Source organism: Nitrobacter sp. NHB1, from assembly GCF_036964665.1.
GTDB lineage: Bacteria > Pseudomonadota > Alphaproteobacteria > Rhizobiales > Xanthobacteraceae > Nitrobacter.
The window spans coordinates 1,801,842-1,822,494 of the sequence record NZ_JBAMDA010000001.1; the positions used below are offsets into that span (position 1 = coordinate 1,801,842).

Consider the following 20,653-nt stretch of genomic DNA (forward strand, 5'->3'; position numbering starts at 1 on the left):
ACCGCTTTCGATTCGATTGTTGCTCAAGATCGCATCCGTTCCGAGTTTTTCAGCAAACTGCTAGAGCACGGCTCCGCATCCAATCTTCAACGATCGAGCGCTGGCCGAGCGATACTTCAGCCATCGACTAGCGTCACGCCGATCGCGTCCAGACGGCGCACGGCACCTTCATGGTTTTGCCGCGCGGCCTGCTGATACCAGTGCACCGCCGTATCCTTGTCTTGCGCAACGCCGCTTCCCGACATCAACGCATCGCCGAGCGCAACCTGCGCTTCCGCCATATCCCGCTCAGCCGCTTTTTCGAACCATTCGACCGCCTTCCCGGCATCGGCCTCGCATCCCTGCCCTTTTCCAAGCATGACCGCGAAATTGAACTGCGCAACCTTATGCCCCTGTCGCGCGGCGGCCTCATACCAGCGCGCGCCCTGCGCGACATCCTTGGCTACGCCTGCGCCGGTGCAATACATCACGGCGAGCTGAAACTGCGCGCCCGCATGGCCTGCATGTGCGGCTCTGGTCATCCAGGACGCCGCGGCCTTCGCGTCGCTCATGGCGCTCTCCGGATCGAGATACAGAAGCGCTAAAGTGTATTGGGCCTCGACATGACCTGCGCCGGCGGCACGGGAGAACCACGACACGGCAGCTTCGACATCCGCAGTCCCGCCAAACTTGCCCATTTGCAACACACCGAGCTGGAATGCAGCCGGCGCGTGACCGGCTTCAGCCGCCTCGCTCAACAGCGACCGCACCTTCTCAAGCCGCTCAGTCGAATCATCGTGGTGAAGCAGGAAAAACGCATAGGCCGTCTTGGCATCCGGATCTCCGCCCACGGCGGCCTTGCTAAGCCATTCTCCCGCCCGCTTGTGATCGCGCGGAACCCCGTTGCCCGCCGAATAAAGTCTCCCGAGTTGCAACTGCGCGGCTCGGATGCCGCCTTCGGATGCGCGCTCGAACCATTCGATTGCGGCTTCCACATTGCGTTCAACGCCGGAGCCGTTGAGATAGAAGATGGCGATGTTGAACGCGGCGGTCGCGTGGCCGTTCCCTGCCGCGCGCTCGAACCATTTTGCGGCTAGACGAATATTCGGACCGACACCGGTGCCCGTCGCATAGAAACGGCCCATGAAAAACTGCGCCTGCACATCGTTCCGCTCGGCGGCTTTCTCGTACCAGACCGCCGCCTCCCGCAGATCGGGCTCGGAGCCTGCGCCGTGCGAATAAAAATCCGCCAGCGCCTGGATCGCGGGGAAGTAGTCCTTGCGCGCCGCCTTGCGCAATGCGGTTTCGGCCCGGTCGATATCCTTCGCGACGCCATGGCCGTTCAAGCGCAACAGCCCGATGTTGTAGAGCGCGATCGTATCGTCATGTCTGGCAGCGCCCTGGAACAGGCGGGCGGCTTCTGTGATATCCTCCGGCAGGCCCGTTCCCTTCAAGGTCATGAATGCAAGCGCAACCTGCGCCCTGACATGATCCTGGTCGGCCGCCTTGCGGTACCAGACCGCCGCCTGCTCGAAATCCACAGGAACGCCTTTACCTTGATAGTAGACGTCGCCAAGCGCGAATTCGGCCGCAGCGCAATTCTGGTCGGCTGCAACCCGATACCATGCGAGCGCCGCACGGAAATCCTTCTCGCAGCCGACCCCCTCGCAATACATGTTGCCGAGGACCGTCTGCGCCTCGGCTTTGCCTCCTGCCGCCGCGGCTGCTATCCAGCCGAAGGCAGCGCCGATATCCCGTTCAACGCTCGTTCCATGCGGAAATACGAGCTGGTGAATAGTCGACGCCTTGTCGCCGAGCCGAACGGCGGAAGATTGGCGCCATGTTTCATGGCGATGGGGACCGAGCAGCGGCTTGTCCCCATGAAGAAAGATCAGGCCAAGTTGGAACTGCGCTTCGACGTTGCCAAGCTGGGCCGCCCACTCATACCAGATGACGGCATCGGGTATGCTCCTGACGACCCCCTCGCCTCTCACATAGAGCATTCCGATCCGATAGCCCGCTTCGGCCTCGCCGGCCTCTGACGCGAGCTTCCAGAGCTTGATCGCCTCCAGATACTGACCGCGCTCGTATGCAGCCATTCCATGCGCAAAAGGGGCCGCGCGGGAAGACGCGGAAGCCGGTCGAAACCACTCGAAAAGCGATCGCGATGAAAGCATCATGGTTCACGCATAGCCTCGTGGAAACCCTTCAGCATCCCGCCGAGCAGATACATCGCCACGGAGCGGGTTCCGACATTGAGGTCCCCCTGAAGGGTCATGCCGGGAATCAGACGAAAATTGCTCGGCACATCCCTGAAATTGGACGCGTCCACCGAACACCGCGCCTTGTAGTAGGCGTAGTTGAGCGGCTTGCCGTCATCGTCCGTGGTGAATGCGCCCTCGCTGATCCAGCGTACTTTTCCGCTGGCCGTGCCATGCACCGCTGCATTAAAGGCATCGACCTTCATGGTGCAGGGATCGCCAGCCCGGATGAACCCGACATCGCGCGAAGAGATCCTGATTTCCGCTTCAAGCTTGGTGTCGATCGGCATGAGCGTGATGAAGGGGTCGCCCGGCTTGAGGACCGAACCGACCGAGAGCCGTGCCATCGTCAACACCACCGAGGGGTCGGCAGCCGTCCAGCGGACGAGTTTCTGGTGCCTGAGCGCCTTTTCATAGGTCGCCCTTGCTTCGTCGAGTTTGTTGCGCGTCGTCACCAAATCCTGGCTCAATTGCGCGAACCACTGCTGTTTGAATGCGTCACGATCGGCGGTTATCGATCCCAGCGTATTTTTCGCCTCGATCAGGCCATTGTGTGCATTCTCCAATGTCCGCAGCAATTCCAGTCGGGCGTCCTGGGAGATGTACATGTTGAGCCGCGATCCCGTGCCACGCTCGGCAAGCGTCGTGCGCATGGTCTCGATCTTCTGCAAAATCTCGTCGCGCTGTTGATATCGGACATCGTCGTCATGAAGCTTTTCGATCGTCGCTTGGGTCTCCTTGATCTTCGACTCGAAACTGTTGAGCTGGGCGGTATACTGGGCCACGCGCTGACCGTAGAGTGCCTTCTGCAGGGCCGCATATTTCTGGAAGTCAGGATCCGGGTTGTCGGCAAATACGAGCGGCTTCTGCTTCAGCTCTGCCTCATCGCGCGCCGCCTGCGCTTCGAGGCTCGCGACCTGCAACTTCGCCTGCGTCAGGTCCGCGGAGGTGAAGGTTGCATCGAGCGTGGCGAGCAACTGCCCCGTTTTCACCTGCTCGCCCTCGCGCACGTCGATCGTCTTGATGATCGATGGATCCAGCGCCTGCAAGACATTGACATGACCGACCGGTACGATTCTGCCGCTAAGGCTGGTGATGACACGATCGATCCGCGTCAGGCACAGGATCGCGACGATCGAAACCAGGAACGCGGTGAGCACGAACAGGGTGGCGCGCGCGACCAGGGGCTCGGCGGCCTCCCGAATTGCATCGGTCTCCGACTGGAACTGGCGAACGGTCGCGAGCGAGGCCTGGCTAGGGGACAAGGGTCGGGCTCCGGAGTTTCAGCTTGTCGCTGCGGACCGCGGGCGCGAGATGCGTGTTCTGCTGGTACCAAAGCGAGCTATAGATGTCATTCCGCTCCAGCAACTCCTCGTGCCGCCCGATATCGTCGACCACCCCGCGGTCGAGCACGAGGATTGCATCCGCCCTCGTCAGCGACGACAGCCGATGGGAGATAATGATCAGCGTGCGGCCATTTGCTATCCGCGTGATGTTGCTGTTCACGATGGCCTCGCTGTCGGCGTCGAGCGCGCTCGTCGCCTCGTCAAGGATGAGAATCGGCGGATCGACGATCAGCGCTCGCGCGATAGCGAGCCGTTGCCGCTGCCCTCCAGAAAGGTTCGGTGATCCTTCATAAACGCGGGTTTCATAACCACGCGGCAGCTTGTCGATGAATTCCTCCGCGCCCGCCAGTCGCGCCGCCTTGACGACGTCGTCAAAGGTGGCGTCCGGCACGGCTGCGCAGATGTTCTCGCGAATCGTCCCACTGAAGAGAAAGTTTTCCTGCAGCACGATGCCGACATTCCTGCGCAGGTGATCGATATCGTATTCGCGAACGTCGATTCCATCGATCTTGATCAGTCCGTCATAATCGGAATGCAATCGTTGCAAGAGTCGCGTGATCGTGGTCTTGCCGGAACCGCTTTTGCCCATCACGCCAAGCGTGGTTCCCCTGGTTACTTCAAAGGAAACGCCACTCAACGTTGGCGAAACGGCGCCTTTATACCTGAAGGTGACGTTGGAAAATTCCACTTTGCCCTCGATCGCCGAGCGGACGCCATGCCCGGAACGTCCCTCTTCGGCGGGCTGGTTCACGAGCTTGCGGACCGTGGCGACCGCACTGCGCGCTTCATCGTATTGATTGATCAACTGGGCCATCTGCATCAACGGGGCCGATACCCGCTGCGACAGCATCAGGAAAGCAAACAACGCTCCGATAAAGACCGGATCATCGTTTGTAAGCGCCAGATAAACGCCGACCGCATAAGAACCGCTCACTGCCAGCCGCTCCAGCGGACGCACCACCGCCTGAATCGCGTTCCCGGTCATCCCTTCCGCGAACCGCGCCCTGGCGACACGTGCAACCAGCACATCCCACAAATGGCGCTGCCGCGCATCGAGCGCCAGCGATTTCACCGTCCGAATGCCGTTGAGCGTTTGAACCAGAAATGCGCCCTGTTCGCCTTCCGCGGCCATGACGGTGTTCGACGCCTTGCGGTATGCCGGCAGCATCAGGATAAGCCACCCGACGATCATGCCCGACAGCCCCAGGACAATCAAAGTCATGGTCGGGCTGAAGAAAAACATGACCGGCAGGAAGAAGATCAGGGTCGTCGAATCCAGCACCGTACCGAACAACTGACCCATCAGGAACGAGCGGATGCGGAACACTTCTCGGATGTCGCGCGCGACGAGACCCACGGCGGTCTGCTCGAAATAGTCGATGGGAAGATTGAGGACCTTTTCGAAAACGTAGGTGGACAGCTTGACGTCAAGCCTGGTCGTCAGGCGATGAACAAGGATTTGCCTAAGGAACGCGAACGTCGCCTCGAAGGCGATGATGACCAGCATCGCCAGGCAGAGCACGTAGAAAGTATTGAACGCGTGATAGAAGATCACCTTGTCCGACAGCAGGCGCCAGAACATGATCGGCGCAAGGCCGAGGAATCCGAGAACCAGCGCTGCGATTGCGACGTCCCGGACGATACGACGCTCGCGGAATATCAATGCGGCCACGAGACCGAAACTGAACGGCTGCGATTCGTCCGAGATTTCGTAGTTGCGCTTGGCGAGAACGACATCCCCGGACCAAATGTCTTCGAAGCGCGGCCGATCGATCACGAGCAACGCGTCTTCCGCAGCGTTCGGGTCCCTCAGCGCGATGCGGGTATTGTTGGCGTCTCCATCGACGCGCAGCAACACCATGTAGCTTCCATTGCGTAGGCCGACGATGGCCGGGAGCGCCTTTTTCAGATGAGAAAGCCCGTCCCAATCGAGCTTAACGTGCTTCGATCGCAGACCGGCCTTCTCGGCGCAGCGGACGAGCTGGCCGGGAGCCACTTCCCCGTCGGTAAGAAGGTTATCCTTGATAAGCTGCGTCGAGGTCAGATCCAGGCCGTGCGGCCGTGCGACGATGACCAGACATTCCAGCCCGGACGGAAGCATCGGATCGACATCGGCATTCTCGGCGACGGCTTGCGCGATCATGAAAGCTCGGTCTGTCTGTTATTATCAATGACAGGCCATCGCGATCTCCGGGAGGAGTGATAGCCTACTTGTCGATAACATTACATACGATAAAAGTGACGGAAACACGAACATTCAAAGTGATAGTCGGTCGTCCGGCAGTGGTTCCGAGCCGCATTCATCGGAGGCCGAGCCGGCGTCGTCACGGAACAAGAGCGTTTTCGAGCGAAGCATGTCCTCGGGCTTGACCCGGGGATAGATACCGGTTCGCGCGGAGAAAACGCGTCGAAAACAAAATCATAGAGCCTCGCTCCCGTCAGAAGCGGAAAGGCTTTATGTCAGCGCTTCCTGAAAATTAAAGCTGCTTTCTAACAAAGCCTTCTTGATGGCCGCATCGTCGGCCTCGGGCATCAGCGCCAGCGCACAGACCTCGAAATTCTCCGTCGCCACCGACACGGTGGGAAAGCCCGCCATCAACAGCAGATTGCCAAGCCGCTCGGCCGTAAATCCGGTGCGATGGGCCATATGCAGGTGTCCTTCCTCGACCGCGCGGGAATGGCCGTAAAGCATGTCGAGCGGCCTGATCGGACCTGCTGGAGAATTATAGGCGACGGCCGCAATACCTTGCTCGACGATAAAATGAGCTACAGCTTCGAGATCCGGGCTCATGATCAAGGCGAATCCGTCCAGTTTCAGGATCCGATGGAACTGGCGCAGCGTGGGAAAAATCTCATGGGCGTAGAGATGCTCAAGCACGTGCGACGACCATATCACATCAAACGACTGCGGATCGAACGACTTCTCGAGTTCGAGGATTGAGCCCACGACGTCGGGTTCGACACCGGGATCGATGTCAAAGCGCACCTCTTTCAGGTCTTGCTCATCTACCATTCGAGCAATTCGTCGCGCGGATCCGGGTCCGGAGCCCGCATTGAGCAAGTGCTTGATACCGGGGGGCAAGATCGGCTCCTAACGTCCCGATCGGAGCTATCGGAAGCGGGTTGAACAATACGGCTCCGGGAGCCGACTATCATCACGCTATCGATGTGGCCTCACAAAGGCATAAAGCCTCTCAAGTCATCTTCACATCACTAAAACCGGAGCGTTACGTGGTTTGACGCGCTTCGAAATGTCGTTGCCGGCATAGCCGTTCGAAGAACGGCGTCGCTTCCGCTTGCCTATGCGAACAGCGCCATCATGCATGATGCGCCGATCAAGTCGGCAAAATGACATTTGATTCAAGTTAAAACGACAATGATTCAAAAGCAAAAGCCCCGCCGGTAGAGCGGGGCTTTCACAAATGCTGTTTTCTCCAACGGCCGAATTACGAGAGTTTCGGCAGATTGACGGTCTGATCGGTGAAGTGAAGATCCTCAACGCCGTTGACCGCAACCGTCTGGTCATCGGTGAAGTGGAGGGTGTAGGTCGACGTGCTCGAGTCGACGTCAATCTTGGCCACATCGAAGAACGAACGACCGACGAAGTCGACGGAGTCTCTACCATCGCCGCCGAAGATAGTATCGTTGCCGCTATGCGACTCGATGCGGAAGGTGTCATTGCCACCCCCGCCCTGCAGCGTGGAATTGGCATCCGAAGAGCCGCCCTTGAGCACGAACTGGTCGTTGCCCGCGCCGCCCTGCATAACGTCGCCCTGCACGCCAACCAGCGTGTCATTCCCGGCGCCGCCTATAAGCGTGCTGTGCCCCTCCGCGCCGCCGGAACCGCCACCATGATCACCGCCAGGACCGCCACCAGATCCGCCGCCATGATCACCGCCGTGACCGCGACCGCCGCCATGATCACCGTCGTGGTCGTCCCCATGATCGCCGCCACGGCCATTCCCGAAGGCTTGGTCGTCCGCACTGGCAACGCGCTGATGACCGCCCGCATTGGCACTCGGCGATTGACCGCCGCCCGCGCCCGACGCCAGCGCGCCGCCCGACACCAGATAGTCATTACCGGAGCCGCCGTCCAACGTGTCGTTACCGGTGCCGCCGAAGATGCTGTCGTTGCCGGCGCCACCGAACAGCGAACTGTCACCGTGACCTCCGCGGATCACGTCGTTACCGCCACCGCCGTAGACCGTGTCATCGCCGCTGTCATGCAGGTTAATTGTGTCCGAACCCCTGCCTGCGGCGACAAAGACGTTATTGGCGCCGCCGGTCACGTCAAGCTTGCCGCTGTGGTCATCCAGGACGATCGCTTTCAGATTCGGATTTGTTTCGACGCTCGTCGAGCGAGACACGTCCAAGATCTGGACGGTCGGCGGGACCGCCCCGCCGTGAAACGGCCCGGACTCGAGCCATCCTCTCGCGCTGTTGTCGTCATCCTTGAACACACCGCTTTGCTCAAGCGAGTCGATCAGCGCCGATCGCACACCCGCCTCGATGTTTCCGTTATGATGGAGAAACTCGCCTAGCTCGGTTTTCGTCAAATAGGAAACGGCCATGGCACCCCCTGACTGGATTTTCAAGATTCATGGCGAAAGCAGATACCCGGCCGACGCCAATCGAGACCAAATATGCTGCAGTTCAAAGGTGCTAAAGCTTGAACAAGCGCGAAGTCGTCACGTCGAAACCGAATATCATCTGACGTAACATACAATGTTATGGTTCGTCAAGCGTATTGTTATGCAACATGTTATGATCTCCGGGTGGTGCGAGTCAAGGATCAAAACCTCACGCCCTTCATTCACATTTGACTGATAACGTCGCCGACGGCGTAGCCAGGGACGGCCGACGGCTTCTTTTTGCGGGCGTATTCGGTCAGTTTTGCCGAGCCCTCCGCCGGCCATTCGAAATTCGCCGACGAGGCATGCATGCGGATCGGACATTGCCGCGACCGAGCGCCGTCCGATTGATTGCCAATTGTGGTTGCCGGTTAAGAAATGGTAACGTTCGCAGGCGTTTTATCTGGAAATGTGAGAACCTGTTATCGTGGCGCCCGCATGAACGTTCCCGGACCGATGCGGAGGATTATCACGGTTACCCAGCGCAAGGGCGGTGTCGGCAAGACCACGATTGCAGTCTGCGTCGCCGCCGCACTCGCTCGCCGCGGCCATGACGTTGCGCTGGTCGACAGCGACCCTCAACGTTCCGCCGCGCAGTGGGCGGAGCCGGGCAATCTCGAATTTCCCGTCTATGAAATGGCTTTGGAGCAAATGTCGGTGTCCGCCTGGGCCCAGGACGTGCGCAGCATTCCAGCCGGCATCGTGGTCATCGATACCGCTCCCAATGCGCGTGAAATGGGAGCCTCAATCGCCCTAGCCAACCTGATCCTGGTACCCTGCACTCCGTCCGGCCTCGATCTCGACGCGACACTGCAGACTCTGGCGATCGTCGACGCAGCGCGGGAACAGCGGCGGGATCGGATCAAGGTGATTCTGGTGCCCAACAGACTAGACCGCCGCACGCTTGAGGGACGGCAACTGATCGATGAGTTGAGCGGATTCGGCGAGATCGTTGCGCCGCCGATCGCCAGCCGTGCGGCCTTCGTCCGCTGCTTCACCAGCGGTCAATCGGTCGCGAGTTTCATGCCTGGAGATGCCGCCGATCGGGAAATCCAGCAGCTCGCGGACGCGATCGAACGGATCGACCGAGAGGAATAGCGTGACCTCCGCCGTCGATCGGGACTTCTCGACCTTGACAGACGACTACCTGGAATTGGCGGGACCAAGCAGAGCCTGGATCACACCTTGCGTGCCAGATTGACGAGACGAGCCGGCAACCGCGGCTTCCTCCAGCCTCATTTTCTCAAGCAAGAGATCCGTGACTATCTTCCGAAGCCGCTGGTTCTCGAGCTTAAGCTCCTCCAGAACCCGGCGGGTCTCGTCCATCGCCAGCGGGTTGGCGAGCGCCTTGCCGGCGTCTGCACGATCCTGGGGAATGTCTGCTTCTGGCTTGGGCAGGGGCAGTTTCCGCCACCGGTGAAGCGTCATGACGCTCACACCAAGCGCCTTGCATACGTCCACCTGGGATTTGCCTGTGCGAGCAAGTTCGTCTGCCCGGGCCAGTTTCAAAAGAATTTCCTCGTGCGAATGCTTCTTCATCTTCCCGCCTAAATGCGCTCAGGTCATCGTTCACCGGCGACGAGACGCCTCGAGCCGACACCACAACCAATGTAAATACTCGCCGTCAGAAACAACGCTACAGCAGAAATATTTGGTAAGCCCGCGCGCCAGCCTGAGTGTCAATCATCATCCGCAACCCGCGCAAGTTAGCCATTAGTGTTAGCTGCAGTGCAACGTAAGCCTGCAAGCGGCCAACAATCGTCGCGGTCCGAATCTCATTTTATCAACATCTGCTAGAACATTGCCCACATCGCTACTATACAACGAAACATCGTGAGAGGATTGCTGTCTAACAGTATATCCGTTCTTCAAACTATGGGGCAGCACCGCGTGCGTCCGATCCAATTCCTCCATATCGCGGTGCGCCACACTTCTCGCGCTCGCTAAATCTCCTGCAAAAAGCCATTTTCCCACATCCTGCGTAATCGCAGCAGAACGGCCGGTCAACCTCGGACCGGTACGTGATTGTAACGATTGTTTGCACGGACCAATGGTGAACGACCTCCGGGCGGCTCCTCAATCTCCCGCGCTTCACATCACCAGGTTACGGTTCTTCGCAGTTCCACAGACGCGCCCGCAGTCCCGCCGGGGATCCTCTACCTTCCGCTCGCGCAAAAAAAGGCCGTACCGACTGGAAAACGGACGCAGAGCAGAACCCAGACCCCGGATATTCAATCCGTCTCGCAGCGAACACGAGAAGCGAATGTCAAATCCAAAACTCCGCCAGAAACCTGTATTTGCTATATTTGCCAGTGGTCTTTTAATTCTAACATTTGCACAAACGCCCGCTGAAACGGGACACAAATGTTAGAACCGGACTACCAGACATGCTGCTGGTCAGTGCTGCATACCCTCGCCACTCCTTCGCAGGGGGCGGCGGGAGCAGGACCACCAGGTTGCGCCTTTCCGACGCCTCATCATGTGTCGATGCTTTATGCAACCCGAACGGAGTTCAGGAAGTTGTTGACCTCTGCCTTGAGCCGGGTGCTGTCGCGCGACAGCGTTTGCGCAGCGGACAATACCTGGGACGACGCAGTTCCGGTTTCCGCAGCGCCGCGCTGGAGATTGCCGACATTCGAGGAAACTTCCTGCGCCCCCTGGGCGGCGCGCTGCACGTTGCGGGCGACTTCCTGGGTGGTCGCGCCCTGTTCCTCGACGGCGGACGCGATCGCGGAGGAAATTCCCGAAAGCTTTTCGGACGTGAATTCCGCTGCGTCGATGAAGTCCTCGTTGACGTAGGAGAGACGGCCTTTGAGATCGGTCCTGGAAACGATCAGCGTTTCGTCGGAGACGGGGTATTCGTCATCGGTAACCGGAAAATTTTTGCGCACGGGAAAACTCGTCGATCTGTTGTGATTGAAGCAAGCGGCATGACCGATGCGCTACCATGACGCGATTCGCCAGGAATTGCGTGAGCGGAACTCGGTAGCGATGCCCTCAAAAGCTTACCTGGGACGAACGCAGGTCAAGGCTGGTGACAACTGGGGCAAGCGAACCATCGCGGGGGCACCTTCTGTGGCTTACCGGGGACTCGGCTCTTGTCCGATCCATTCTGATCCATGTCGAATCGGAAACAGGATGGAGCAATTCGGTTAAAAAAGATGGTTGGCCGTTCGCGCACGCTATCAAGCATCGCCTTCAGCGGAAGGATGCATCTTCCGGCTGCGACCCGCACAAGAGGCTCTACAACCGCTTCATCCGTTGGAGCCGGTCGGGCGCGTTCGACCGCATCGGATAGAAACCCTGCTTCGCGGATCGACGGCGGCGGTTAAAGTTGATACTTAATCCGAGTCCTGCGGACCAATTCCGGTATGAATCTATCCACGCCCGTCGCATCGTGCGGGCGCCAGTGCGTGTCGAGGTCATTTGGTGAGGACGCTGATAATCGACAACTACGATTCATTTACCTACAACCTGGTGCATTTGATCGCAGACATTAATCAGGAAGAGCCCATCGTCGTCCGCAACGATACAACGACCTGGGACGAACTCTCGGGGAGACGCTTCGATAATATCGTCATCTCACCGGGGCCCGGACGACCAGACCGGGTGGCGGATTTCGGCCTGTGCAAAGCCGCCATCGAAGCGGCCGCAGTTCCCTTGCTTGGTGTGTGTTTGGGACATCAGGGCCTTGCCACTGCGGCAGGTGCGACTCTGGGGCGGGCCCCCTCCCTCGTCCACGGACGCACGTCCAGAATCGTGCATCAGGGCTCCGGCCTCTTCGCAGACATGCCGCCGTTGTTCAACGCGGCGCGCTATCATTCTTTTGTGGTCCAGCGCCCCCTCCCCTCCACTCTTGAGGAAATTGCCCGGACCGAAGATGGCCTCGTCATGGGCGTCGCTCGTCGTGGTCGGCCGCAATGGGGCGTTCAATTTCACCCGGAATCGATCCTTACAGACGATGGTCGCATCTTGCTACAAAATTTTCGCGACCTGTCGTTTCGCGCCTCGGGAAGAATATCAACGCCACCCCGGGCACATGCGGACAAGCGACGTGCGACAGTGCCGACCGCTGCGACCCGCAAGGCATTCTGGTGCGAAATCCCGCGTGCGATCGACACCGAAGCGGTGTTCTGTTCGCTCTTTGCCGACCAACCCTTCGCCTTCTGGCTCGACAGCAATCTTGCCGGGTCGGCGCTGTCGCAGTGGTCTTACATGGGAGACGCATCGGGGCCACATGCGGCGACGGTCCAGTATCGCAGCCACGACCGAACGATCGTTATCGATGATGCTAACGGTCACCGAACCGAGAACGTCGATATATTCGAATATCTTCAAAGGGAGCATCCCAGCCGGCCGCAGTCGGCGCCGCCATGTCCTTTCGTCGGCGGGCATGTGGGCTGGTTTGGTTACGAGCTGCGACATGATTGTGGCTCGCCGACCATGCGGCGCGCCGCAACACCCGACGCATTGTTGATCCACTCCGACAGATTCATCGCCGTAAACCATCTGGACGGGAAAACGTATGTGTGCGCGATCGACAGGCCCGACGAAGCCGGCCGCGCGCAGCATTGGATTCAATCGACACTCAAGCGAATCGAATCGGCACACAGGCCGCCTATGGAATTACCCGCAACCGGCCGGGATCCGCTTGAGTTCCTCATGCGGGATGGAAAAGCCGGCTATCGCTCCAAGGTCGCGCGCTGTCTCGACTTGATCGCGCAAGGCGAGACTTATCAGGTCTGTTTGACCAACGAACTTTCCTGTGCCGCCACAGTCGAGCCCTTGCGGGTTTATCGCACAATGAGACACGTCAATCCCGCTCCGTTTGCGGCTTTTCTCAAATGGCCAGGCGGGGCCGTCCTCAGTGCGTCGCCGGAGCGATTTCTTGCAGTCGATGCAGACGGCAACGTCGAAGCAAAGCCGATCAAGGGAACGGTCCGGCGCGACGCCGATCCGCATGAAGACGAGAGGCTGGTCGAAATGCTGCGAGCCAGCCGAAAAAATCGGGCAGAGAACGGGATGATCGTCGATCTCCTGCGTCACGATCTATCGCGCTGTTGCGAGACCGGGACCGTATCCGTGCCGAGCTTGTTCGACGTCGAAACGTATCAGACGGTCCACCAATTGGTCAGCACGATACGTGGCGTTCTGAGCCCGGAGCACACGCTCGTTGACCTGCTTCGCAGCGGCGCATTCCCGGGAGGATCGATGACCGGCGCGCCGAAATCTCGCACTCTCGAGCATATCGATCAGTTGGAACAGCGTGCCCGCGGCATCTATTCCGGCGCGCTTGGCTGGCTGGGTGACGACGGCGTTGCCGATCTGAGCATCGTGATCCGATCCATCGTGTCGGCCGATGGACGGTTCTTTATCGGTGTGGGAGGTGGGGTCGTTGCAGAATCGACACCCGACGGCGAATTTGAGGAAATGCTCCTAAAGGCCGAGGCTTCGATCAAATCGATCGTCATCGCCGCACTTGGAAGCTTTAGCGAAGATCGCTATCATCTCCTGGAGTCCAGCGATGACATGCCTTTCTGATGATATGCCTTTCTAAGGTAGAGCTATCCCAGCTTGGTGGAATCAAAACAGGGCTCCAGCCTTTTGTGTTGCGCGTTTTCTTCACGCGAACCGATACCCATCTCGGATCAAGCTCGAGGAGCTTCGCTCGAAAACGCTAATAGTCTGATTTGCGCCACCGCGAATCCCGATCCGTTAAAATCCTCACTGCAGCCGGACGCAAGTGCGGTTAAGGCCGGGTTAATATGTTCCATGGATCTTGAAATTATGATCGGGCACTCTCACATCGAAACGATGTACGGCTTTCGGGCCGAAAACACAGTGGCCCGGTAAACATCGCGGTCAACCGCTGGCTCTGACAGCCCCGGCTGGGGCTTGCTATGTCTTCCCCGGCTTGTGCTGGACAGGCAAGCGCCTTGTTTGCGATGAGATGCAAGGTCTGAAGTCGATCTCGAACGGCTTCAATTGAGGTCGTTCGCCATTTTTATCGACTATTAACATGGACCAAGGCTTGACGCTCATTACATTGAAGGTCTTCAACGAAAGCACCGGCGGTGGTTTTCTATTTAGGAATCGATCTTAAAATTTTCCAATCTCAACGCACATTAAGATGGGACGACAGGAACATGCGCACTGTTTTCTCCGTTGGGCTATGGAAGGAGAGGGCGACATGAGCGAGCTGAAAATTCAGATTATCCTGGCAGCAATTCTAATCATCGCAACATTGTTGGGCGTCAACGCGCTGGTGTCGGCTGTTTACAAGACAGATCATGGGGCTACCCATACCAGCAGTATGTGGCATCAGCATCAGGAACTGACCCGGCGTGCGGCAGAAATCCGTAGTATCGCAATAGTCGTATCGTAAAGAAGACCCTTGGGGCCGGGTTGCCTCCGGGATTCAATCAGGCCCTGCCGGGCCTGCGCTTCATCTCGGTTTCGATTTCACCGATGGCTTGGCGCAATGCAAAAAGCGCCCGCTCATCCACCTCGAATGCGATGGCGCCCAGTTCGCTCGTCGACAGCTCTATGGCGTAGCGACCATCAGGCCGGATCAACGGGCGCGAAGCGGTCACGGTGACAACACTCAGTTTGTCGGGGTGATACATGACGTCCATCGGGGATCCTCTGATGGGACAGCGGAGCGGGCAGCCAAATTGGGCCGATCATGCCTTTTCCTTCGGCGAGGAGTCGAGAGGGAGCGAGTGCGGAGGTTTCTATCGGGGCTTGGGCTTCGCTGCCAGTCGCTCGCGATATGCTTCCAGTCCGCGCCGCCAATCTTGTCCAGGCTGCCATTCGCCGGTTTCGTCCATGGCGCCGGATTCCAGCATTGCGGCTGCGACCTCCCAGTGGCGATCCACCCATCCCTGAATGTCAGATTCGCTCATCCGGTGAGACCGGCAGATCCTTTCGGCCATCGCTCGGGCAAGCGGTTCGATGTTCGATGACATAACGCAAGGCTTATGCCGATGGCGTGGCGAAAACGTGCTCACCCATCTGGCGGGACGGTTTTGCTGGCGGGACGTTCTTGCAAGGAATTACGGGCCCACGGCCGGCGCCCGCTCCACCAACGGACGGGCTCAGTTCACGGGAGATCTTTGATCTCGCTGCACCATGTCAAGGATGGTTTGCAGCATTTGTGCAGCGTTCTGATGGACCAAATCTCCTTTAGAATGGGCTGCTATTCCTTGTTCCAGCATCTCTGAGGCCTTTTCAATCGAGATAATCCCGCTCTCGATAAGACCCCAAAACGCGAACTGGGCTAGCGTGAACGCTGCGATTGCGGAACTTTCGGCTTCCATCTCGAAACTATCGTTTGTCATCAAAAACTCCTGCGCTACGGCTAATTCTTATGAACCTCAAATTCGGCTTTCGTTTTACCGGCAAAGCCTTATTCACCCGATCTTGTCGGCATCGTCGCACTCGGGGCAAGAGGGGGCGGTCAGATCGCCGGCCAGCTTCCTGGTTTATTTCTCCGGCCCATATCGGTGGAGGGCCTCAAGGGTGAGGCCCTTGCCGACTGCGCCGAAGGTGTCGCCTTCGACGATACGGGCTGAGGGGAGCGCCTTTGTGATTGCGTTGCGGACATGGGCCAGCCTCACCGACCCGCCGGTCAGGAACACGGCATCGACGCGGCTCGCTGTCAAGTTCGCTTGCGTGAGGCAGATCTTGACGCGGGCGCCGATACAACCGGCTAATTGTTTCGTATGATTCACGAGATCCGGTCGACTGACGGCAGCGCTGAGGCCTGCTGCGACCCACTCCAACTGGATTTTTGCGCGAGGCAGACCGGACAGAACAATCTTGGCTTCTTCCACCTCCATCGCCAACGTATGACCGCGCTGCTCCGCGACGACGCGCAGTAGCCGATCGAGCAAGGCCGGCTCATCGGCCTCGCGGCGAACCCGACGAATATCCGACACCATTCGCGGCTCGTACATCCGATTGATATTCGACCAGGTTGCCAGGTCGTGGAAATAACTCGAAGGCACCTCCAGTCCGGGGCGCTTCATGGCACTGCCAAAGCCTAACAACGGCATGATGACGCCGAGACTGAGTTGGCGGTCGAAGTCTGTGCCGCCAATGCGTATGCCATCATTAGCGAGAATATCCCCCGAACGATCTACCTTGCCGTGACGTTTCGGCCCGAGGCGCACAATCGAGAAGTCAGATGTTCCGCCGCCGATATCGGCAATCAATGCGATTTCTTCAGCCGATATCTGCCGCTCGTAGTCGAGCGACGCAGCAATCGGCTCGAACTGGAAGGAAACCTGATCGAAGCCAACCTCGCGAGCGATATCGCGCAATATCCGCTCGGCTTTGCGGTCGGCATCCGGAGCGTCGTCGACGAAATGAACCGGTCTGCCGTGCACAACGTGTCGCAGTTCGCAACCGATGGCTTGCTCAGCGCGCCGTTTCACTGCACCCACGTAATAAGCGATCACGTCGCGAAAGCTGGTCCGCTGGCGCCCAAGTCGTGTGGTTTCGTCGATCAGCGCGGTGCCAAGCACAGATTTAAGGCTGCGCATCAGGCGGCCCGGCACCCCCTCGACATAGGCCTCGATCGCCCTGCGTCCAATCGAGACAGCGCCGCCGGTTTCATAGAAAATCGCGCTGGGAATCGTGGTCTGATCGGCCTCCAGTGCCGTCAGAACCGGCTCACGGTCGGCAATGGTGCCAAGCGTGGAATTTGATGTCCCGAAATCAAGTCCGCAAATTGACATAGGCACTCCAGGAAGGAGCGTTCGTCTACACATTTAAGCGCCACTGATCCACCTTTATCTCGTTGCATGACGTATCGAGGGCGTTCTGAAAAATGGCCGCACTCGCGGGTTGCGATCGAAGCCAGTCCACAGATCAATTTGTTTGGTCCGGCGGGTTGATAAATCAATCGGCGGTGGTCCATAAGCGTCATTTCGCGGCGAGCCATTTTACCCGTCGCGGATGGTTCAGAGAGATCGCGCGTGGCAAACATCAATCGACGGATCGCGGAAGAACTCGGCGTTCGCGAGCAGCAAGTCGAAGCGACGGTCGCGTTGCTCGATGGTGGCGCGACTGTTCCTTTCGTCGCCCGTTACCGCAAGGAAATCACGGGTTCGCTGGATGACGCTCAATTGCGGACGCTGGAAGAGCGTTTGAATTATTTGCGCGAACTCGAAGACCGTCGTGCCACGATTCTCAATTCGGTTCGCGAACAGGGCAAGCTCGACGCCACACTGGAAGCGGCGATCCTCGCTGCCGACAGCAAGGGGCGCCTGGAGGACATTTACCTTCCGTTCAAGCCGAAGCGACGTACCAAGGCCGAGATCGCCAAAGAGCGCGGGCTGGAGCCGCTGGCTCACTTGCTGCTGGCCGAACCGCAGAACGATCCAAAGACGGTAGCAGAGCCGTTCGTCAACGCCGAAAAGTCGATCGCCGATGTTGCGGCTGCGCTCGACGGCGCCCGCGCCATTCTGGTGGAACATTTCGCGGAAGATGCCGACTTGATTGGCGCGCTGCGAGAACAGATGTGGTCGAACGGTCTGATGTCGTCCACCGTGCGGAGCGGCAAGAAGACCGAGGGCGAAAAGTTCAAGGACTATTTCGATTTTAGCGAGCCGCTCACCAAGTTGCCGTCGCATCGCATCCTCGCAATGTTTCGCGGTGAGAAAGAGGATATCCTCGACCTTCAAATGTTGCCCGAACCGGTTGCCGCTACACCGGCTCCGGTCAGCCCCTGCGAATTGAAGATCATGCGGCGTTTCGCGATTTCCGATCGTGGCCGGGCCGGCGACAAATGGCTGATAGAAACGGTGCGCTGGGCCTGGCGAACCAAGATTCAGGTTCATCTCAATGTTGATTTGCGGATGCGGCTGTGGAACGCGGCCGAGCAGGAGGCGGTACGCGTGTTCGCGTCGAATCTGCGCGACCTCTTGCTGGCGGCGCCGGCGGGCGCCCGCGTGACCATGGGTCTCGATCCGGGATTCCGCACCGGCGTCAAGGTCGCTGTTGTCGATGCGACCGGCAAGGTGGTGGCGACCACAGCCGTCTATCCGCACGAACCTCAGCGGCAATGGGATGCGGCGCTCGCCACGCTCGGCAAGCTCGCCGTTCAACATCGCGTCGACTTGATCGCGATCGGCAACGGCACGGCGTCGCGCGAGACCGACAGGCTCGCCATGGATCTGGTGAAACTCCTGCCCGATATGAAGATGTCGAAGATCGTGGTGTCGGAAGCCGGCGCTTCGGTGTATTCGGCGTCGGCTTTTGCGTCCGAGGAACTGCCAGAACTCGACGTCACGCTGCGCGGCGCGGTATCGATTGCTCGACGGCTACAAGACCCATTGGCCGAACTGGTCAAGATCGATCCGAAGGCGATTGGCGTGGGACAATATCAGCACGACCTTGGCGAGAGTAAGCTGGCTCGCTCCCTCGATGCGGTAGTTGAGGATTGTGTTAACGCGGTCGGAGTCGATGCCAACACGGCGTCTGCGCCGCTGCTCGCACGCGTATCGGGAATCGGCGTGGGGCTGGCGCAAACCATTGTCAAACACCGCGACGACAATGGGCCGTTCAAGACACGGAAGGGGCTGAAGCAGGTGCCTCGGCTAGGGCCAAAAGCGTTCGAGCAATGCGCGGGCTTCCTGCGGATCACTGGCGGCGACGATCCGCTCGATGCCTCGGGAGTCCACCCGGAAGCTTACCCCGTCGTGCGCAAAATTCTTGCTGCAACCAGGAGCGACATCAAGGCGCTGATCGGAAACGCGGATATCCTGCGTCAGGTCAAACCGCAGAACTTCGTTGATGACACCTTCGGTTTGCCGACCGTGGTCGACATTCTGCGCGAGCTGGAAAAACCCGGTCGCGATCCGCGGCCAGCCTTCAAGGCTGCGGTGTTCAAAGAGGGAATCGAGACACTCAAGGATGTTAAACCCGGTATGGTCCTCGAGGGTGCGGTAACCAATGTGGCGGCGTTCGGCGCCTTCGTCGATATCGGTGTCCATCAAGATGGCCTGATACACATTTCGGCGATGTCGAAGTCCTTTATCAAAGACCCGCGCGAGGTCGTAAAGTCAGGTGACGTCGTCAAGGTGAAGGTGCTGGAGGTGGATGTCGCCCGCAAGCGGATCGCATTGACGCTCCGTCTCGATGACGAACTCGGCGGCAAGAGCGAGCGTGCGGCGCAAGGCCTCCCACGAGACAAAACTCGCCCGATGACATCGACGCCGGGCAAGCCGCATCAGCAGTCCGGCGGCGGAGCGCTTGCTGAAGCCCTGCGGCGCGCCACCGAGAAGAGCGGGAGCGGTAAGGCTAAGTCCTAGTAGGACCCCGTATGGCTGACATAATCATCAGTTCCGCTGCCTTACACTTTTCATCTTGCCGCCTTGCTGAGGTCAAAGCGCAGAGCCTCCTTCTCGACATGCAGACCCGGCCGGAACCCGGCCGTGCAACAAGCAACTTGGGGCTCCAATGTTATTCAGATCACAACCCGCCGGTTCTCAGGCCGATCCGCACGACGCTATCGCCGCGCAGCTTCGCGACCTGGCACGCGTCACACATGATCCATCTCAAAATAAAGAAGAGACGTCTCTATCGACGGAGATATCTCAGCCGATCGGCGAATCTTTGTCGCAGGTTGCGCCGTCGAACGACAATGCGGATGCCGACGCGCACGTCAATGCAATCCCGACAATCCCGCGCGCACGGTCTCATCGCGGCATCTTAAAGGTGCTGTTGGCCATCTGTGCCGGCATTGCCGCAACGACGGCTTGGCATTCCTACGGTGAAGAGGCGAAGCAGAGGCTTTCACGCTTTATGCCGCAAATTCTAATGGAGACACTCGCCTCTCCACAAGGCGCAAATGCAGATCAAGCGCAGGACACGGCGGCTCAAACGGCCGTGCCTGAACCAATCGCCGAAGCGGTACCCGCGCAACAGGCCGCGACGGTCGCACCCCAGCCGTCAACACCGGCGACGGATCCAGTTGCGACGCCGGCACAAGCTCCACCAACTCAAGCCGCGCTTCCGGCCGAAACTGCACACTCGCTTGAGGCAATGGCGAGCGACATCGCCGCGCTGAAACAGTCAGTCGAGGAGTTGAAAGCCAGCCAACAGCAACTGCGCCGAGAGAGCGCTGCGGCCACAGAGCGCGAAACGCACCCCAAGCCTGTACAACACCGGGCGACGCCTGTTCCGCCACGGCGACAGCGCACCTCGCCTCAAGCGGCAGTTCCATACAATCCGCCCGCTCCGCCTCCGCCAACGACTGCAAGGCAGATACACCCGCAAGGACCGATACAACGCGAAGCCTACATTCCGTCGCAGCCGCCCGGACAGGCCCGACTTCCGCCGCAGCCTGGCGACGACAGCGCTCCCCGGCCGCCGATGCCGTTGCGATAACGACGCAAGGGGGAGCGGCCCCCTATGGAACATCTGCGCC

Annotated in this window: 15 protein-coding genes and 1 pseudogene; 5 read left to right on the forward strand and 11 right to left on the reverse strand. The window is 59.2% G+C overall.

Annotated elements, in window-relative coordinates; translation table 11 throughout:
- Positions 1-116: 116 nt before the first annotated feature.
- From V4R08_RS08460 to V4R08_RS08480, 5 genes are all read right to left on the reverse strand, one after another.
- Positions 117-2,156, reverse strand: a complete 2,040-nt coding sequence (locus V4R08_RS08460; RefSeq protein ID WP_442935639.1) for a tetratricopeptide repeat protein — start codon at positions 2,154-2,156, stop codon at positions 117-119.
- Positions 2,156-3,505, reverse strand: coding sequence for an HlyD family type I secretion periplasmic adaptor subunit (locus V4R08_RS08465; protein ID WP_335578949.1), 1,350 nt, complete (start codon positions 3,503-3,505; stop codon positions 2,156-2,158). The genes V4R08_RS08460 and V4R08_RS08465 overlap by 1 nt, the downstream gene beginning before the upstream one ends.
- Positions 3,495-5,729: a peptidase domain-containing ABC transporter gene (locus tag V4R08_RS08470; RefSeq protein WP_335578950.1), complete on the reverse strand. Its 2,235-nt coding sequence runs from the start codon at positions 5,727-5,729 to the stop codon at positions 3,495-3,497. Before V4R08_RS08470 ends, V4R08_RS08465 begins: the two co-directional genes overlap by 11 nt.
- Positions 5,730-6,041: 312 nt before the next feature.
- Complete coding sequence (locus V4R08_RS08475) at positions 6,042-6,647, reverse strand: class I SAM-dependent methyltransferase (protein WP_335578951.1); 606 nt, start codon at positions 6,645-6,647, stop codon at positions 6,042-6,044.
- 385 nt (positions 6,648-7,032) lie between these two features.
- Positions 7,033-8,181, reverse strand: coding sequence for a calcium-binding protein (locus V4R08_RS08480; RefSeq protein ID WP_335578952.1), 1,149 nt, complete (start codon positions 8,179-8,181; stop codon positions 7,033-7,035).
- 492 nt (positions 8,182-8,673) lie between these two features.
- On the opposite strand from V4R08_RS08480, the gene V4R08_RS08485 reads away from it, so the two are divergent.
- A complete protein-coding gene (locus V4R08_RS08485) occupies positions 8,674-9,315 on the forward strand; it encodes a nucleotide-binding protein (RefSeq protein WP_335578953.1) in 642 nt (213 codons plus the stop codon).
- Between the two features lie 45 nt (positions 9,316-9,360).
- On the opposite strand, the gene V4R08_RS08490 is transcribed toward V4R08_RS08485, so the two are convergent.
- Both V4R08_RS08490 and V4R08_RS08495 read right to left on the reverse strand, forming a co-directional pair.
- Positions 9,361-9,756 (reverse strand): transposase, encoded by a 396-nt coding sequence (locus tag V4R08_RS08490; protein WP_335578954.1) that lies wholly within the window; start codon positions 9,754-9,756, stop codon positions 9,361-9,363.
- A gap of 953 nt (positions 9,757-10,709) precedes the next feature.
- Positions 10,710-10,979: pseudogene (locus V4R08_RS08495) on the reverse strand (methyl-accepting chemotaxis protein); the annotation flags it as partial.
- Positions 10,980-11,646: 667 nt separating this feature from the next.
- On the opposite strand from V4R08_RS08495, the gene pabB reads away from it, so the two are divergent.
- Both pabB and V4R08_RS08510 read left to right on the forward strand, forming a co-directional pair.
- The gene (gene pabB / locus V4R08_RS08505; RefSeq protein WP_335580220.1) at positions 11,647-13,758 is read left to right on the forward strand and encodes an aminodeoxychorismate synthase component I; all 2,112 of its coding nucleotides are present in this window, start codon (positions 11,647-11,649) and stop codon (positions 13,756-13,758) included.
- A gap of 649 nt (positions 13,759-14,407) precedes the next feature.
- Positions 14,408-14,602 carry a hypothetical protein gene (locus V4R08_RS08510; RefSeq protein WP_335578955.1) on the forward strand — a complete coding sequence of 65 codons (195 nt, stop codon included), beginning with the start codon at positions 14,408-14,410 and terminating at the stop codon, positions 14,600-14,602.
- 37 nt (positions 14,603-14,639) lie between these two features.
- Here the strand turns inward: V4R08_RS08510 and V4R08_RS08515 are convergent, their stop codons facing one another.
- The 4 genes from V4R08_RS08515 to V4R08_RS08530 form a co-directional block, all read right to left on the reverse strand.
- Positions 14,640-14,852 carry a hypothetical protein gene (locus V4R08_RS08515; protein WP_335578956.1) on the reverse strand — a complete coding sequence of 71 codons (213 nt, stop codon included), beginning with the start codon at positions 14,850-14,852 and terminating at the stop codon, positions 14,640-14,642.
- 99 nt (positions 14,853-14,951) lie between these two features.
- A complete protein-coding gene (locus V4R08_RS08520) occupies positions 14,952-15,122 on the reverse strand; it encodes a hypothetical protein (RefSeq protein WP_335578957.1) in 171 nt (56 codons plus the stop codon).
- Positions 15,123-15,314: 192 nt separating this feature from the next.
- Positions 15,315-15,557: a hypothetical protein gene (locus V4R08_RS08525; protein ID WP_335578958.1), complete on the reverse strand. Its 243-nt coding sequence runs from the start codon at positions 15,555-15,557 to the stop codon at positions 15,315-15,317.
- A 144-nt stretch (positions 15,558-15,701) separates the two neighbouring features.
- The gene (locus V4R08_RS08530; RefSeq protein ID WP_335578959.1) at positions 15,702-16,958 is read right to left on the reverse strand and encodes an Hsp70 family protein; all 1,257 of its coding nucleotides are present in this window, start codon (positions 16,956-16,958) and stop codon (positions 15,702-15,704) included.
- Positions 16,959-17,198: 240 nt separating this feature from the next.
- Here V4R08_RS08530 and V4R08_RS08535 point away from each other — a divergent pair, with 240 nt between their 5' ends.
- Together V4R08_RS08535 and V4R08_RS08540 are read left to right on the forward strand one after the other, a co-directional pair.
- Positions 17,199-19,535: a Tex family protein gene (locus V4R08_RS08535; protein WP_335578960.1), complete on the forward strand. Its 2,337-nt coding sequence runs from the start codon at positions 17,199-17,201 to the stop codon at positions 19,533-19,535.
- Positions 19,536-19,683: 148 nt separating this feature from the next.
- On the forward strand, positions 19,684-20,613 hold the full coding sequence (locus V4R08_RS08540; RefSeq protein ID WP_335578961.1) for a hypothetical protein: 930 nt from the start codon (positions 19,684-19,686) through the stop codon (positions 20,611-20,613).
- Positions 20,614-20,653: the final 40 nt, after the last annotated feature.